14 protein-coding genes and 1 pseudogene are annotated in these 15,681 nt (G+C 55.3%); 13 read left to right on the plus strand and 2 right to left on the minus strand.

Annotation, left to right across the window (positions count from 1 at the left end; genetic code table 11):
* Window positions 1-4: 4 nt before the first annotated feature.
* The 9 genes and pseudogenes from FPT15_RS17495 (at window position 5) to FPT15_RS17535 (ending at window position 9,145) form a co-directional block, all read left to right on the plus strand.
* Window positions 5-910, plus strand: coding sequence for a glycosyltransferase family 2 protein (locus FPT15_RS17495; protein ID WP_145163169.1), 906 nt, complete (start codon window positions 5-7; stop codon window positions 908-910).
* On the plus strand, window positions 910-1,971 hold the full coding sequence (locus tag FPT15_RS17500) for an EpsG family protein (protein ID WP_145163171.1): 1,062 nt from the start codon (window positions 910-912) through the stop codon (window positions 1,969-1,971). Before FPT15_RS17495 ends, FPT15_RS17500 begins: the two co-directional genes overlap by 1 nt.
* 18 nt (window positions 1,972-1,989) lie before the next feature.
* Window positions 1,990-2,901, plus strand: coding sequence for a glycosyltransferase (locus FPT15_RS17505; protein WP_256676488.1), 912 nt, complete (start codon window positions 1,990-1,992; stop codon window positions 2,899-2,901).
* The gene (locus FPT15_RS17510) at window positions 2,898-3,863 is read left to right on the plus strand and encodes an SDR family oxidoreductase (protein WP_145163173.1); all 966 of its coding nucleotides are present in this window, start codon (window positions 2,898-2,900) and stop codon (window positions 3,861-3,863) included. The genes FPT15_RS17505 and FPT15_RS17510 overlap by 4 nt, the downstream gene beginning before the upstream one ends.
* Window positions 3,860-4,885, plus strand: a complete 1,026-nt coding sequence (locus FPT15_RS17515; protein ID WP_145163175.1) for a glycosyltransferase family 4 protein — start codon at window positions 3,860-3,862, stop codon at window positions 4,883-4,885. Before FPT15_RS17510 ends, FPT15_RS17515 begins: the two co-directional genes overlap by 4 nt.
* A 92-nt stretch (window positions 4,886-4,977) precedes the next feature.
* A complete protein-coding gene (locus FPT15_RS17520; protein WP_145163177.1) occupies window positions 4,978-6,972 on the plus strand; it encodes a nucleoside-diphosphate sugar epimerase/dehydratase in 1,995 nt (664 codons plus the stop codon).
* A gap of 108 nt (window positions 6,973-7,080) precedes the next feature.
* A complete protein-coding gene (locus FPT15_RS17525) occupies window positions 7,081-7,413 on the plus strand; it encodes a ComEA family DNA-binding protein (RefSeq protein ID WP_145163179.1) in 333 nt (110 codons plus the stop codon).
* Window positions 7,414-7,639: 226 nt separating this feature from the next.
* Window positions 7,640-8,282: pseudogene (locus tag FPT15_RS17530) on the plus strand (GntR family transcriptional regulator).
* Window positions 8,283-8,296: 14 nt separating this feature from the next.
* Complete coding sequence (locus FPT15_RS17535) at window positions 8,297-9,145, plus strand: DUF1989 domain-containing protein (RefSeq protein WP_145163181.1); 849 nt, start codon at window positions 8,297-8,299, stop codon at window positions 9,143-9,145.
* Between the two features lie 8 nt (window positions 9,146-9,153).
* Here the strand turns inward: FPT15_RS17535 and FPT15_RS17540 are convergent, their stop codons facing one another.
* Together FPT15_RS17540 and eat are read right to left on the minus strand one after the other, a co-directional pair.
* Window positions 9,154-9,321: a DUF2897 family protein gene (locus FPT15_RS17540; RefSeq protein WP_083359476.1), complete on the minus strand. Its 168-nt coding sequence runs from the start codon at window positions 9,319-9,321 to the stop codon at window positions 9,154-9,156.
* Between the two features lie 110 nt (window positions 9,322-9,431).
* Window positions 9,432-10,796: an ethanolamine permease gene (eat, locus tag FPT15_RS17545; protein ID WP_145163183.1), complete on the minus strand. Its 1,365-nt coding sequence runs from the start codon at window positions 10,794-10,796 to the stop codon at window positions 9,432-9,434.
* A 393-nt stretch (window positions 10,797-11,189) separates the two neighbouring features.
* Between eat and kdpF the strand changes: the two genes are divergently transcribed.
* From kdpF to kdpC, 4 genes are all read left to right on the plus strand, one after another.
* Window positions 11,190-11,279: a K(+)-transporting ATPase subunit F gene (gene kdpF / locus FPT15_RS17550; protein ID WP_003218754.1), complete on the plus strand. Its 90-nt coding sequence runs from the start codon at window positions 11,190-11,192 to the stop codon at window positions 11,277-11,279.
* Between the two features lie 9 nt (window positions 11,280-11,288).
* Complete coding sequence (kdpA, locus tag FPT15_RS17555; RefSeq protein WP_145163185.1) at window positions 11,289-12,983, plus strand: potassium-transporting ATPase subunit KdpA; 1,695 nt, start codon at window positions 11,289-11,291, stop codon at window positions 12,981-12,983.
* A gap of 14 nt (window positions 12,984-12,997) precedes the next feature.
* Window positions 12,998-15,055 (plus strand): potassium-transporting ATPase subunit KdpB, encoded by a 2,058-nt coding sequence (kdpB, locus tag FPT15_RS17560; protein WP_372241480.1) that lies wholly within the window; start codon window positions 12,998-13,000, stop codon window positions 15,053-15,055.
* A 64-nt stretch (window positions 15,056-15,119) separates the two neighbouring features.
* The gene (gene kdpC / locus FPT15_RS17565) at window positions 15,120-15,665 is read left to right on the plus strand and encodes a potassium-transporting ATPase subunit KdpC (protein ID WP_106576850.1); all 546 of its coding nucleotides are present in this window, start codon (window positions 15,120-15,122) and stop codon (window positions 15,663-15,665) included.
* Window positions 15,666-15,681: the final 16 nt, after the last annotated feature.

The following is a 15,681-nucleotide window of genomic DNA, read 5'->3' on the forward strand; positions in this document are numbered from 1 at the left end:
TAATATGAATGCTTCCGTTGCCGCAGTAGTAGTGCTTTTTAAACCTGATTTGGTCGTACTGGACAGATTGTTGCTCAGTATTCACGAGCAAGTTCAGCGTGTGTATATTATTGATAATACACCCGCATCAGGTATTGATGATTACGCGGGCAGGTTTGATGATGAAAAATTGTTTTATAAAGCCCTTGAGGATAACTACGGTATAGCTCGTGCACATAATGTCGGTGCCCAACTGGCTGAACAAGCGGGCTATTCACATGTTTTGCTGCTCGATCAAGACAGCGAATTGCTACCCGGCACCGTCGACACACTGTTGGCCGAGGAGACGAAGTTGCTTGATATGGGCGTTAAAGTTGGTGCAATAGGACCTGTTTTTGTGGATGAAAAAACAGGTGACGCTGCGCCGATACTCAGGCCGTCTTTTTTTGGCACTAAGAAGATTGATATCGATTTAAACTCGACACTGCCGGTGCTCAGTAATTACATCATCGCTTCCGGTTCCTTAATTCGCACGAGTGTTTTTAACGTCGTGGGGTTGATGCAGGAAAGTTTGTTCATTGATTGGGTGGATATAGAGTGGGGCGAGAGAGCCTCCTTAGCTGGTTATGGCTCGTACTTGACGCCACTTGTTACAATGCGTCACAGTATTGGTGATGAGTTTGTAACACTTTTAGGGAAAAGAATTACTCTGCATAGTGATTTTAGAAACTACTTTATTGTGCGCAACGCTGCTTATCTCGCTATGTGGAGTAACACGCGTATTCAGACGCGTTTTGAGTTCGCGCGCAAGGTCCCTTATTATATTGTTTGCTATACGTTGTGTTCCAGGAGGAAGTTTTATTCTGCAAAATTGTTGTGCCAAGCTTTGTATGATGGCATCGCGCGTAACATGTTCAAAGGTAGGTTTTGATGTTGTACTTTTTAGTTTTTTTTACTGCGTTATCCTGCGGATTTTTTTCGTTGGTGCGCGACCAAAAAAACATAGTAATACTTTCACGCCCTTTGTTTGCTGTTTTATTTTTATTTCTATTTCTTTTTGCAGGCCTGCGCGCGCCTGATATGGCGCCTGACTATTTAAATTATATTAGCTGGCTCTATCGGGTCGGTACGTCGCCTGAGTCAATCTTTGAAGAATTCAAAGATCCAGGGTTTTTACTGACGTTCAGCTTTATTCATTGGCTGGGTCTGCCAGATTATGTGTTTTTTTCTTTTGTTTCATTGATTTCGCTATATGCCAAATCGATTTTCTCAAACATAGCGTTGCGTGGTTGTTTTTCTTATCTGCTTTTCTTTATGATTTTTTCTCGATTCTATATCGTTCAAGATATGGTTCAGGTGCGTGTGGGCGTTGCGATAGCACTCGCCTCCTGTGGCATGATGTTTTTTTACACAGGACAGAAAACCAAGGGCCTGATTTATTATTTTTTAGCGCTTAGCTTTCACCTTTCGGTCATCACATTTCTTCCTTGTTTCGCCCTCGTTATGCTTGGCTTTAGATTTGTCGGACGCGTTAGCATTGTTGTGCTGTTGGGCTTAGCTTTTGCGTTGAGTACTCTCATTTCAGGATTTGCTGATCGTTTGAGTGGGTTCAGTCGCCTGGCGCCTTATATTAACGGCGAGTACCATACGAGCGCACTGTCATTATTTTCGTTCTATTTTATTACGCGTATGACATTGGTTACAGGGATTTTGATTGTACTGTATCAACGACTCACAGAAGCTGAGCGTTTTATTTTAAGTCTGTCGGCCATCGGTTTGGCCCTGCAGATTTCCCTCTCATGGAACGATTCTTTTTCATTGAGAGCTGCCGAGATTTTTGGCTTTTTTGATATGGCTTGCTTCGTTATGTTGATGCGATTATTTGACTATCGAAGCAGGTTTCTCTATGGGTTAATGCTGGTTGGGATGGCCGCCGTTTTCTACGTTTCATCTTTGAAGATGGTCGAAGATTATCGCTCGGTCTTTTCTTGATTTTATTCAGGTATAGTTGTGGAACCTAAGTTTCTTGTTCTTCTCGCTGCTTATAATGGTATGCAATGGATCTCCGATCAGGTCCATTCAATACTCAATCAGCACGGTGTTTCGGTGACATTGCTCATCAGCGTCGACAGCTCAAGTGATGGGACTGAGGAGTGGGTCAGTGCGTTGTCTGAGCGTAATCCGAATGTCATTATCCTTGAGCACGGGAAAAAGTTCGGGGGCGCTGCACCTAATTTTTTTAGGCTGATCAACGATGCGCCACTCAACGACTGTAATTACTTTTCCTTTGCCGATCAAGACGATATCTGGCTGCCCAACAAGTTGATTGAGGCTGTTGGAGCCATGTCTTTGGCGGGTGCTCAGGGTTATTCAAGTAACGTCACGGCATTTTGGCCTGATGGCAAAGAAACACTTATCGTTAAGTCTCAACCCCAAGTGCAGTTCGATCATCTGTTCGAAGCCGCTGGCCCAGGGTGTACGTACGTGTTCTCAAAAGAATTATTTGCCGATCTACAGCAGCATATTGCTGATCGGTTTTCGGCTGTGCAGAAAGTGACCCTTCACGATTGGTACTGCTATGCCTTTAGTCGTACTCACGGGTATCAGTGGATCATAGACGCTCACTCATATATGCGTTATCGGCAACATGGTAACAACCAGGTTGGAGTGAACAGCGGTTTAAAAGCTTTCAAAGCTCGACTGTCACAAGTTTTCAATGGATGGTGGCTGAATCAGGCAGCTTTGATTTCGAGGTTGACGGGTGTTGAAAATACGCCATTCGTCCAGCAGTGGATTAGTTTGCGTCGGTTCGGCCTAATTCGTTTAGCCTTCTCCGGTTATAAGTGTCGTAGACGTTTTCGCGATAAAATCGTATTCACAGCATTGTGCGCTGTATTGGCAATTTTGAGACAGAAGAAATGACCAACCTATTGGTTACCGGTGGCAGTGGTTTTGTAGGACGACGTTTAATTGAGACGTTGATAAGCGTTGCGGATTATCAGGTAAGTGCGATAGTTCGTCGCATGCCCGCGCAGCCCGCCCAAGATGTTACTTATCACCACGTGCCCGATTTCTCCGTTATCGATACTGATCTCGACGCGCTGAGAGGCGCTGAGGTCGTGATCCATCTCGCGTCACGTGTCCACGTCATGAACGATACAGAGGCTGATCCTCTGGCTGCTTTTCGTCTGGTTAATGTCGGGCACACGCTCAATCTGGCGCGCAGCGCAGCAATGGCTGGGGCTAAGCGTTTCATTTTCGTCAGTTCGGTAAAAGTGAATGGGGAGGGCACCGTACCTGGTCATCCATACCGGGAAACTGATGTGCCAGCGCCCGTTGATCCGTATGGCATTTCCAAAATGGAGGCCGAAGCAGGCTTACGTCTGATCGCTGCCGAGACAGGCCTGGAAGTTGTCATTATTCGCCCAGTACTCGTTTATGGTCCGGGCGTGACCGCCAATTTCGAAAGCATGATGAAGTGGTTGCAAAGGGGTGTACCGTTGCCATTCGGAGCGATACGGAATCAGCGCAGTCTGGTGGCCTTGGATAATCTGGTGGACTTTATCCTCACGTGCGTGAATCACCCCGCCGCTTGCAATCAGACATTTTTGGTGAGTGATGGTGAGGATGTTTCTACTACGCAACTATTACAAAAACTCGCAAATGTTTTGAACAGTCCCGCACGCCTGCTGTCTGTGCCTGAAGGGGTGCTGAAAGCAGGCGCTAAGCTATTGGGTAAGGCTGCACTTTCTCAACGGCTGTGTGGTTCTCTGCAAGTCGACATTACCAAAGCTCGCTGCTTGTTGGAGTGGAGCCCGTTGATCACTGTGGATCAAGGGTTACGTAAGACAGCAGAACATTTTCTGAACGAGCAAACTAAATGAAGTACTGGTATATTTTTCCGATAGTTGCGTTTTTATCTTTAGCGTTGACGGCGCTGTTGCGACGCTATGCATTGCATCGAAGCATTATGGACATCCCCAACGAACGGAGTTCCCATTCAATTCCTACTCCGCGTGGCGGCGGGGTTGCAATTGTCGTGATGTTTTTGATTTCGTTAGTGTTGCTCGGATGCCTGCAATTACAACCTTATGCCTGGTTAACTGGGTTGCTCGGCGCCGGGAGTTTGGTCGCGGTGATCGGTTTTATGGACGACCATGGGCATATCGCGGCGCGTTGGCGGTTGTTAGGTCATTTCGCAGCGGCGCTATGGGCACTGTTTTGGCTCGGTGGATTACCCCCCCTCAGTCTTTCAGGATTCGTTATAGACTTGGGTTGGGTAGGTCATGTGCTGGCAGTGTTTTATCTTGTATGGATGCTCAACCTTTATAATTTCATGGACGGTATCGACGGCCTAGCCAGCGTTGAAGCAATCACTGCCTGTTTAGGCATGTGCGTCATTTACTTTCTTTTCGGCGCTGGTGATCTGATTTGGGCACCGGCGATACTCGCAATGGCGGTAGCCGGATTCCTTTTTTGGAATTTACCTCCGGCTAAAATATTCATGGGTGACGCAGGTAGCGGTTTCCTGGGGATCACGTTGGGTATTTTGTCGCTACAAGCTGCGCGGGCTGAGCCGGGCTTTATCTGGGCTTGGCTGATTATCCTCGGCGTGTTTATTTGCGATGCGACCTTTACTTTGGTTCGCAGATTGCTTCGAGGGGATAAGGTGTATGAGGCCCACCGAAGCCACGGCTACCAGTTCGCATCGCGTAAGTTTGCTGGTCATTTACCCGTTACTGTCGCTGTGCTGTGTATCAATATTTTTTGGTTATTGCCCATTGCTTTTTTAGTCATGAAATTCCCAGCGCAAGGGTTTTTGGGATTGGTAGTTGCTTATATGCCGCTTATTTTTCTCGCCGTTAAATTTAACGCGGGTGCAGTTGAACAATCTAACTTAAAATAAATGGACAATTTTGGTCTTCACAGTGTGCCGAGGGCATACGATGCGCGTCTCAGGACGTTCAGGGGCAGCTAGTAAAGAACGGCGGGGATTTTATGGATAAAGTTAGATTGTTTCTATTGGCGCTGTCGCGCCGGCAAAAACGTTTCATTCAGGTTGGAACGGACGTCGTGTTGGTCTGGCTTTCGTTGTGGGCGGCGTTTCTCGTTCGCCTTGGCATCGACGAAATGATAAATCCTGTCAGCAGACATCTCTGGCTATTCCTCGCCGCCCCGCTGGTGGCCATCCCTCTGTTCATTCGTTTCGGGATGTACCGAGCGGTGATGCGTTATTTTGGCAACGACGCATTAATAGCAATCATCAAGGCCGTCAGCCTGTCAGCGCTTATCCTTGGTGTGGTTGTGTATTGGTACAGCAATCATGAAAATGTGGTCCCGCGCTCGATCATTTTCAACTATTGGTGGCTCAGCCTGATCATGATTGGTGGGCTGCGCCTGGCGATGCGCCAGTATTTCTTGGGTGACTGGTTTGCAGCGGTTCAACACGTACCATTCACTAGCAGGGATAACGGGTTACCCAGGGTTGCCATCTATGGTGCGGGGGCTGCAGGTAATCAGCTAGTTGCTGCGCTGCGCATGGGCCGAGTAATGCGCCCTGTGGCATTCATTGATGATGATAACGGAATCTCTGGCCGCGTTATCTCCGGGTTGCAGGTCTACAAGCCCAAGCGTATTCAGCAGATGATTGAGGAAACGGGGGCGCAAGAAATTCTACTGGCCATTCCCTCCTCGAACCGAGGTCGCCGCCGGGAAATTCTCGGGTTCCTTGAAGGGTTCCCTCTTCATGTACGAAGCGTCCCCGGATTCATGGACTTGGCCAGTGGACGGGTCAAAGTAGATGATATTCAGGAAGTTGACATCGCCGACTTATTGGGGCGGGATGCAGTACCTGTTCAGGCTGAGCTGCTGGAGCACTGTATCAAGGGGCAAAGCGTCTTGGTAACAGGGGCGGGCGGTTCCATTGGCTCTGAGCTCTGCCGGCAGATTCTCGCTCTGCAGCCGACCACGTTGTTGTTGTTTGAGCACAGTGAATTCAACCTCTACAGCATTCTTTCGGAACTTGAGCAACGTATTACTCGAGAATCGCTATTGGTTAAGGTGTTGCCGATCCTGGGCTCTGTACGTAATGAGTCAAAACTGCTGGACGTGATGAAAACCTGGCACGTTGACACTGTCTATCATGCGGCGGCTTACAAGCATGTGCCTATGGTTGAACACAATATTGCAGAGGGCGTGTTGAACAACGTTCTCGGCACGCTGAACACTGCGCAGGCAGCGCTTCAGGCAGGAGTGTCGAATTTTGTACTGATTTCCACAGACAAAGCCGTGCGGCCGACCAATGTGATGGGCAGCACCAAACGTCTGGCTGAGCTCACCCTGCAAGCTTTAAGCCTTGAGCTGGCACCCGTATTATTCGGTGATAAGTCTAACGTCTCTCGGGTTAACAAAACGCGCTTTACCATGGTGCGTTTCGGTAATGTGCTGGGCTCTTCCGGCTCGGTGATCCCGCTCTTTCACAAACAGATCAAGTCTGGGGGACCGCTAACGGTTACTCATCCGAAAATCACCCGCTACTTCATGACGATCCCCGAAGCGGCTCAACTGGTCATCCAGGCAGGCTCTATGGGGTTGGGGGGGGATGTGTTTGTTCTGGACATGGGCGAGCCGGTAAAAATCGTCGAGCTGGCTGAAAAGATGATTCACTTATCGGGCTTGAGCGTTCGTTCGGAAAAAAATCCGCACGGTGATATTGCTATCGAGTTCTCCGGTTTACGCCCTGGTGAGAAGCTTTATGAAGAGTTGCTAATTGGTGACGACGTTCTTGCTACTCGGCACCCGATGATCATGAGTGCTAATGAAGATCACCTTTCTTGGGATGTGCTCAAGCTCAAGCTGACCGAGTTGCTCGCAGCCGTGGAACAGGACGATTACACGCGCGTCCGACAACTCCTGCGCGACACCGTCAGCGGCTATTCCCCGGATGGCGAAATCGTCGACTGGATCTACCAACAGCGCCGTCTCGACCCTTAATTAAACACCTTGTAACTCAAGCGTTTTTGACGAATTACCAACACCATCTAAGGTTGAAGAGCAGCTTCGGAAAAGCTGCTTCTCTTAGCAATGTCATGGAGCGTCAAAATGCAAAACACCTATTTCACCTCGCTGATCTTCGCTTTCCTCACCACTCTCTCTGTCACCGCCATCGCAGCCCCTTCCGCTAAGCCTGAAGTGACAGCCCCCATCACCGCCCAAATGGCAGCAGCCGAGCAATCCGCCAAGGTCAACTTGAATGCTGCCGACGCTGAGACCTTGCGCCGTGACCTCTTCGGCATTGGTTCGGCTAAGGCGAAGGCGATTGTCGCTTACCGTGAAACTAATGGTCCCTTTACGGCAGTGGATGAGTTGCTGGAGGTAAAGGGTATCGGCAAGGCGCTGCTGGAAAAGAATCGCGATAGGGTGGTAATCAACTAAGTCAATAAAGGAAGCTGAATATTGATCCCAACGCTGTTCACATAGGGTTTGTTGGCTAATCTTCAAGCTGCTGAAAAATCCGGAGTCTGATGAGGGCTCCGGTTTTTTTATGCACGCGTCTCCTTCCTTCAGTACGCGACGCTATCATTCATCAAGACCTGCTACTCCTTGGCACGAAACGTGATTATCTCTCCATAAAAGATTGTTCAACAATCACGAGGTAGCAATGTATCCCCTCAGTCTTCAGCCGACCAGGTTGCCTTGGAGTTGCGTGCCGACATTATCGGCGGGCGGCTGTTGCCTAGGATGGCGTTGGTCGAGGGCGAGTTGGTGAAGGCCTATAACACATCGCGCAATACGATTCGCAAAACATTGCACCGTTTGGGGCAAGAAGGGTTGACCCGCTACTTGCGTAATAAGGGGGTGATGGTTCGCCGATTGGAGCGTGAGGAAGTGCGCGATTTGTTCGTCGTTCGGCGCACTCTTGAGTTGGAGGCTCTCGCCCAGAGCGGTTCGCTCACCGGGCATCAGTCCGAGCGCATGCAGAACGCCATCGATGTCACCACCTTGGCCCGTGAGCGTGAGGATTGGCGCGCGGTGGCCATCCACAGCCTGGTGTTCCATCAGCAGATTGTCGGGCTGATGCGCAGCCCTTTGTTCGATGAGTTTTTCGCCCAGGTTATCGCGCAGCTGCGCCTAGTGTTTTGTGCAGCGCCCGATGAGCAACGTTTTCAGTCTCCTTGGCCCGAGCGCGATCGCGAGACTTACCAACTCCTACTAAACAATGATAAGCCGGCAGCGGGGAGGCAATGAGCCTGTATCTCGATGATTCGGAACGCCTGTCGTTGGCCTTGTTTGATCACCCCTGATGGAGGATTGCCCCATGTATAAAGACTATCCGGCCGCGTACCAGGTCAGCAAAGGTTCTGCGCTGCAGGTTGATACCGCGTTCTATGAGCGCATTCGTGATCGTGCGGACCAACGCACATTGATCGAGCAGTTCGACGTGCCGATTCGCACGGGCAGGGCGTGGAAGGTGCCGGCCGGGCATGTGTTCCGGGTTACCACGCCGGTTGGGCCACAAGTGGGTGACTTCAACGTGTGGAATGCCAACGATCCTCGCGAACGTCTTTGGGCCGCACGCACCCGCCAGTTACAAGGCGCACATGTCAGCACTCATGATCGACTGTGGTCGAACCTGCCGTTTCTGCGGCCGCTGGTGACCATCACCGATGACAGCCTGGCGAGTTATGGCATCGATGAGCATGGCGGGCGCCTGCACGACTTGCTTGGCACACGCTGCGATCCGTATGTGAATCGCATGCTCACCGGCGAAGACTTTCATCACCATTGCCACTCAAACCTGACACGCGCGGTGCTGCCCCATGGTCTGACGGAATTCGACGTGCATGACGTGTTGAACATTTTCCAGTGCACCGGCCTCAATCACGATGACATGTACTTCATGAAAGCGTGCCCGGCGCAGAAGGGCGACTACCTGGAGTTTTTTGCCGAGATTGATTTGCTCTGCGCGCTGTCGACGTGCCCGGGCGGGGATTTGTCGCTGCCGATGTGGGGGCCTGACGCGCAGGATCCGTTGACGGTGTGTCGCCCTTTAGGTGTGGAGATTTATCGTCTGGAGGAGGAGTTGCTCAATGGCTGGAGCCAGCCCGAACGTGCGGCCTATAAGGGCCAGCACGGGTTGCATATCGCCAAGGCGGCGTGGGAGTAGCGCCAGGTTCAGCGGTCCTGGGCGTCCTTTGAGTCTGCCTGGGCGTTGCGCTCGGCCACGCGTTTGCGTTGTTCGTCGGTGAGTTCCACCTTGTTGGCGCTGTCACGCAGCATCAATAAACCACCGACGATCGAACCGATCGCGACCACTAAAATCAACCAGGCATACCACGGCATAGGGCTCTCCTTGAGGCAGCAAACCGTGGGGAAATTTCCCACGGTAATAGCTGCTTTGAGTCACGGGCTTTCTTAGTAGTTCATTGTAGGCCCGTTCTGCCCCAGTAGCCTCACAGCCCCGTCAACATCGCATCGGCCGGTGCGTCGGCGCGGTCCTGCGCGGTCAGTTGGAAGTACACAAACCCCACCACCATGAAGCCCAGGAAAATCAGCCCGATCAGCGCGTTGAACCAGGCCATGGCCACCAGGCAGACCACCGCCAGCACCAGCGCTATGCCGGGCACGATCGGATAGCCCGGCGCACGAAAGGTGCGCTCCAGCAGCGGCTCGGTCTTGCGCAGTTTGAACAGGCTGAGCATGCTCATGATGTACATCACGATGGCACCGAACACCGCCATGGTGATCATCGCGGCGGTCAGCGTCATGCCGCCCAGGTTGATCAGGCCGTCGCTGTAGATGGCGGCGATGCCGACCACACCGCCGGCAATGATTGCCCGGTGTGGTGTCTGAAAACGCGACAGTTTGGCGAGGAAAGAGGGCAGGTAGCCGGCGCGCGCGAGGGCGAAGAACTGGCGCGAGTAGCCGAGGATGATGCCGTGAAAACTCGCCACCAGGCCGAACAGACCGATCCACACCAACATGTGCAGCCAGCCGGAGCTGTCGCCCACCACGGTTTTCATCGCTTGCGGCAACGGGTCATTGATATTCGACAGCGTGCGCCAGTCGCCCACGCCGCCGGCAAAGAACATCACGCCCATGGCCAGCACCACCAGCGTCAGGATCCCGCTGATGTAGGCTTTTGGGATGGTGCGCTTGGGATCCTTCGCTTCCTCGGCAGCCATCGCTGCACCTTCGATGGCAAGGAAGAACCAGATGGCGAAAGGAATGGCCGCAAACATCCCGGCTATCGCCGGCGCGCCGAAGGTGTCGGACCCGGCCCAGCCATTGAGGGCGAAGTTGCTGAAGCTGAACGCCGGCGCTACCACGCCCATGAACACCAACAGTTCGGCGACGGCGAGCACGCACACCACCAGCTCGAAGGTGGCCGCGAGTTTCACCCCGAGAATATTCAGGCCCATGAAGACGATATAGGCTCCGACGGCCGCGTGTTTGGGGTCGAGTGCCGGAAACTGCACATTCAGATAAGCGCCGATGGCCAAGGCTATCGCAGGCGGGGCAAAGACAAATTCGATCAACGTTGCCAGGCCGGCGATCAAGCCGCCTTTCTCACCAAAAGCGCGACGGCTGTAGGCAAATGGGCCACCCGCGTGAGGAATCGCCGTCGTCAGTTCGGTGAAGCTGAATATAAAGCAGGTATACATGGCGGCGACCATCAGCGAGGTCACCAGAAAGCCCAGCGTGCCTGCGACGCCCCAGCCGTAGCTCCAGCCGAAGTACTCGCCGGAAATCACCAAGCCGACGGCAATGCCCCACAGATGCAGGGTGCCCAAGGTGGGTTTGAGTTGTGTGTTCATCGTGTTGCGCTCCCTGAACGGTTTGGAATGATTCAAGGTGTTGCAGCGGCCATGCCAGTGCGCCATTCATTGTCGTAAAGACGCCGAACTGTCGTCGAGGAGACGGTTTGGCGTTTGAAATCTTCTGTCATTGCACCAGTTGAGTGCAGGGGCGTTTGAGCTGCCGTCATCGCGGGCAAGCCCGGCTCCCACAGGGGATTGCGGTTACCTGTGGGAGCCGGGCTTGCCCGCGATGAGGCCCCAACAGCCACCACCGACCTCTGTAAACCCCGCATAAATCCACTCTTTACGCCGTCTTTACGCCCGGCCCCCAGCGTCGCTCTCGTTCCTTTACGCCACTCCTGCGGACAATTGCCTCACACGCGGCAATCGCCGCAAAACGGAGAGACTTCCATGAGCGTTCTGGACGGGGTGTCACTGCTATTGGCCGTGGCGCTGTTCATTTATCTGCTGGTTGCGCTGTTACGCGCGGATCGGAACTAGGAGCAGGCTATGCACAGTTATGACTATTGGCTGATCATCGCCTTCTTTGCCGTGGTGCTGGTGCCGGCACCGTTCCTGGGAAGGTTCTATTACAAGGTGATGGAAGGCCAGCGCACCTGGCTCACGCCGGTGCTCGGCCCGGTTGAGCGCGCGTGTTATCGCCTGTCTGGCGTGGACGAACACCAGGAACAGAGCTGGCAGAAGTACACGCTGGCGCTATTGGCGTTCAATCTGGCCGGTTTCGTGTTGCTGTTCGCTGTGCTGTTGTTCCAGGAATATCTGCCACTCAACCCGCAGAAATTGCCAGGTCAGGAATGGACGCTGGCCTTCAACACCGCGGTCAGTTTCATGACCAACACCAATTGGCAGAACTACAGCGGTGAAGCCTCCCTGAGCTACCTCAGCCAGATGATCGGCCTCACCGTGCAGAACTTCGTCAGCGCCGCCACCGGCCTGGCTGTGCTGGTCGCGCTGTGCCGTGGTATCGGGCGTAAGTCCACCAAGACCCTGGGCAATTTCTGGGTCGACATGACCCGCGCTACCCTCTACGGCTTGTTGCCGTTGTGCCTGGTATTCGCGCTGTTCCTGGTGTGGCAGGGCGTGCCGCAAACCTTCGCGCACTACGTGAATGCCGTGACGATGCAGGGCGTGGACCAGGTGATCCCACTCGGCCCGGCAGCCAGCCAGATTGCGATCAAGCAACTGGGCACCAATGGCGGCGGCTTCTTTGGCGTCAACTCGGCGCACCCGTTTGAGGACCCGACGGCCTGGGCCAACCTGTTCGAGCTGTCGGCAATCATCCTGATCCCGGTGGCGTTGGTGTTCACCTTCGGTCACTACGTGAAAGACCTGCGTCAGAGCCGCGCGATTCTCGGCTGCATGCTGGCGCTGTTCCTGATCGGCGGCGCGACGTCGCTGTGGGCCGAGTACCAACCCAACCCGACCCTGAACAACCCGGCCGTTGAGCAAACCGCACCGCTGGAAGGCAAAGAAGCGCGCTTCGGCACCACCGGCACGGTGTTGTGGTCGGTCACCACCACGGCGGCGTCCAACGGTTCGGTCAACGGCATGCACGACAGCCTCAACCCGCTGAGCGGCATGGTGGCGCTGGTCAACATGATGGTCGGTGAAGTGATCTTCGGCGGCGTCGGTGCCGGTATGTACGGCATGTTGCTCAACGTGTTGATCGCGGTGTTCCTCGCCGGCTTGATGATCGGCCGCACCCCGGAATACCTCGGCAAGAAGCTTCAGGCCAAGGAAGTGCAATTGCTGGTGGTGACCTTGCTGGTGATGCCGGTGGGCACGCTGGTACTGGGCGCCATTGCCGCCAGCCTGCCAGGCCCGGCAGGTGCTATCAGCAACCCTGGGCCGCACGGTTTCAGCCAGTTGTTGTACGCCTACACCTCGGCCAGTGCCAACAACGGTTCGGCGTTCGGCGGCTTCAGTGGCAACACCGCGTTCCACAACCTGATGTTGGGCCTGGGTATGTTGATCGGCCGCTTCGGCTACATCCTCCCGGTACTGGCTCTGGCTGGCAGCCTGGCAATGAAAAAGACCGCTCCGATTGGCCAGAACAGCTTCCCCACGCATGGCCCGCTGTTCGTGACCCTGTTGACCGTGACCATTTTGCTGGTGGGCGGCCTGACTTTCCTGCCGACACTGGCACTGGGCCCAATCGCTGAACACCTGAGCATGGGCTTCTAAGAGGGGATATGAAAATGAATATGCCTGCAAAAAACGCGGCCCCTGTGACCACTCAGGAACCCGTCAAAACCGCCATCTCCGCCCTGTGGCGCCCGGCGCTGATCCAGGCGTTCGTCAAGCTGGACCCGCGCCAGCTGCAACGTTCGCCGGTGATGCTGGTGGTCGAACTGACCGCCATCCTCACCACCGTGTTGTGCTTTGTGCCCGATACCAACGTGCCGACGTTCGTCGCCGTGCAGATCGCCGTGTGGCTGTGGTTCACCGTGCTGTTCGCCAACTTCGCCGAGGCCTTGGCCGAAGGTCGCGGCAAGGCCCGCGCCGACAGTCTCAAGGCTGGCAGTGAAGGCCTCAGCGCACGCCGCAAGGAGGCTGACGGCAGCTTCAAGGTCGTGCCGGCCACCAGCCTGCGCAAAGGCGACGTCGTGCGCGTCGCCGCCGGAGAAATGATCCCCGGTGACGGCGAGGTCATCGAAGGCATCGCGGCAGTCAACGAAGCGGCGATCACCGGCGAATCCGCACCGGTGATCCGTGAGTCCGGCGGCGACCGTTCGGCCGTCACCGGCAACACGCGGCTGGTGTCGGACTGGTTGCTGATCCGCATCACCGTCAACCCGGGCGAGTCCACGCTGGACCGCATGATCGCCCTGGTGGAAGGCGCCAAACGCCAGAAAACCCCCAACGAAGTCGCGCTGGATATCCTGCTGATCGGCCTGACCCTGATCTTCCTGCTGGTGGTGGTCACCCTGCAGCCGTTCGCGCACTTCGCCAATGGCAGCTTGCCGCTCGTGTTCCTGGTCGCACTGTTGGTGACGCTGATTCCTACGACCATCGGCGGCTTGTTGTCGGCCATCGGTATCGCCGGCATGGACCGTCTGGTGCGCCTCAATGTGATCGCCAAATCCGGGCGCGCGGTGGAAGCGGCGGGTGACGTGCATGTGTTGCTGCTGGATAAAACCGGCACCATCACCTTTGGTAACCGTCGCTGCGCGGCGGTGATCGCCGCGCCTGGCGTCAGTGGTCGGGATTTGGCCGAGGGTGCGCTGCTCGCATCGCTGGCAGACGACACCGCAGAGGGCAAATCCATCGTCGAATACCTGCGCACCTTGCACCCGCAGGCTGAGCCGACCCTGGACCAACTGACCTCGGTGCCCTTCAGTGCGGAAACGCGTTTGTCCGGTGTCGACTACGAAGGCCGTGTGTTCCGCAAGGGCGCGGTGGATTCGCTGCTGGCGTTTATCGGCCAACAACGCCGCGACCTGCAACCGGCACTGTCGCGGGAAATCGACAAGATCGCCCAAAGCGGCGGCACACCCTTGCTGGTGTGCGCCGACGGCAAATTGCTCGGTGCGATCCACCTCAAGGACGTGGTCAAGCCTGGCATCCGCGAACGGTTTGCCGAGCTGCGCAAACTGGGAATTCGCACCGTGATGGTGACGGGCGATAACCCGCTGACCGCTGCGGCGATTGCTGCCGAAGCCGGCGTGGACGATGTGCTGGCCGAAGCCACGCCGGAGAAAAAACTCGCGCGCATTCGCCACGAACAGAACGACGGTCGTCTGGTTGCCATGTGTGGCGACGGTGCCAACGACGCCCCGGCACTGGCCCAGGCCGACGTCGGCATGGCGATGAACGACGGTACCCAGGCGGCTCGCGAAGCGGCCAACATGGTCGACCTCGACAGCGACCCGACCAAGCTGCTGGACGTGGTGCAGATCGGCAAGGAATTGCTGGTGACCCGCGGCGCGCTGACCACGTTTTCCATCGCCAACGACGTGGCCAAGTACTTCGCAATCCTGCCGGCGCTGTTCGCCTCGATCTACCCGCAATTGGGCGTGCTCAACGTGATGCATTTGCAGAGCCCGCAGAGCGCGATTCTCTCGGCCATTGTGTTTAACGCGTTGATCATTGTGGTGCTGATCCCGCTGGCGCTGCGCGGTGTGCGCGTGCAGGCGGCGAGCGCGGCGGCGTTGCTGCGTCGCAACCTGCTGATCTATGGGCTGGGCGGGATTGTGGTGCCGTTCGTGGGCATCAAGGCGATCGACATGCTGCTGACCGCGCTGCACCTGGTTTGACCCGATTCCTGGGGGCGCCACGTCGGCGCCCACAGGTTGCAATGACTCACGTGAGGAATCTGAAATGTCCACCATGATCCGCCCGGCCTTGAGCCTGCTGGTACTCATGACCCTGATCACCGGCGTCGCCTACCCATTGGTGGTGACCGGTGTCGCGCAAGTCGCTTTTCCTGACCAGGCCAACGGCAGTCTGGTGCGCGATGCCGACGGCAAAGTGCGCGGTTCCAGCCTGATCGCCCAGGATTTTACCGGCGATCAGTGGTTCCATCCGCGCCCGTCGGCCGGCGCATTTGCGACGGTTTCCAGCAGCGCGAGTAACCTGGGCCCAAGCAACCCGGCGTTGGCCACGCGCGTCTTCGATGATGCCAATAAACAACTGGTGCCAGGCCAGGGGCCGGTGCCGTTGGCCTCGCTGACTACCTCTGGCAGCGGTCTTGATCCACACTTGCCTCCACCGGCGATTGCCTATCAACTGGCGCGGGTGGCAGCCGCACGAAATGTGCCGGTGGCAACCCTGCAGCGCTTGCTGGATGAGCACATCGAAAGCCCGCTGGTGGGGCCGCCGGTGGTGAACGTGTTGGCGCTGAACATGGCGCTGGAAAAGTTGTAAGTCGTGGTGCCGCCAT

Origin of the sequence: Pseudomonas sp. RGB, assembly GCF_007713445.1 — a bacterium.
GTDB lineage: Bacteria > Pseudomonadota > Gammaproteobacteria > Pseudomonadales > Pseudomonadaceae > Aquipseudomonas.

Coding starts and splice junctions, on each gene's coding strand:
- FPT15_RS17520 (WP_145163177.1), top strand. CDS start 4,978: ATGGATAAAGTTAGATTGTTTCTATTGGCGCTGTCGCGCCGGCAAAAA.
- eat (WP_145163183.1), bottom strand. CDS start 10,796: ATGAACACACAACTCAAACCCACCTTGGGCACCCTGCATCTGTGGGGC.
- kdpB (WP_372241480.1), top strand. CDS start 12,998: ATGAATATGCCTGCAAAAAACGCGGCCCCTGTGACCACTCAGGAACCC.
- kdpC (WP_106576850.1), top strand. CDS start 15,120: ATGTCCACCATGATCCGCCCGGCCTTGAGCCTGCTGGTACTCATGACC.
- FPT15_RS17535 (WP_145163181.1), top strand. CDS start 8,297: ATGTATAAAGACTATCCGGCCGCGTACCAGGTCAGCAAAGGTTCTGCG.
- FPT15_RS17495 (WP_145163169.1), top strand. CDS start 5: ATGAATGCTTCCGTTGCCGCAGTAGTAGTGCTTTTTAAACCTGATTTG.
- FPT15_RS17525 (WP_145163179.1), top strand. CDS start 7,081: ATGCAAAACACCTATTTCACCTCGCTGATCTTCGCTTTCCTCACCACT.
- FPT15_RS17540 (WP_083359476.1), bottom strand. CDS start 9,321: ATGCCGTGGTATGCCTGGTTGATTTTAGTGGTCGCGATCGGTTCGATC.
- FPT15_RS17515 (WP_145163175.1), top strand. CDS start 3,860: ATGAAGTACTGGTATATTTTTCCGATAGTTGCGTTTTTATCTTTAGCG.
- kdpA (WP_145163185.1), top strand. CDS start 11,289: ATGCACAGTTATGACTATTGGCTGATCATCGCCTTCTTTGCCGTGGTG.
- kdpF (WP_003218754.1), top strand. CDS start 11,190: ATGAGCGTTCTGGACGGGGTGTCACTGCTATTGGCCGTGGCGCTGTTC.
- FPT15_RS17500 (WP_145163171.1), top strand. CDS start 910: ATGTTGTACTTTTTAGTTTTTTTTACTGCGTTATCCTGCGGATTTTTT.
- FPT15_RS17510 (WP_145163173.1), top strand. CDS start 2,898: ATGACCAACCTATTGGTTACCGGTGGCAGTGGTTTTGTAGGACGACGT.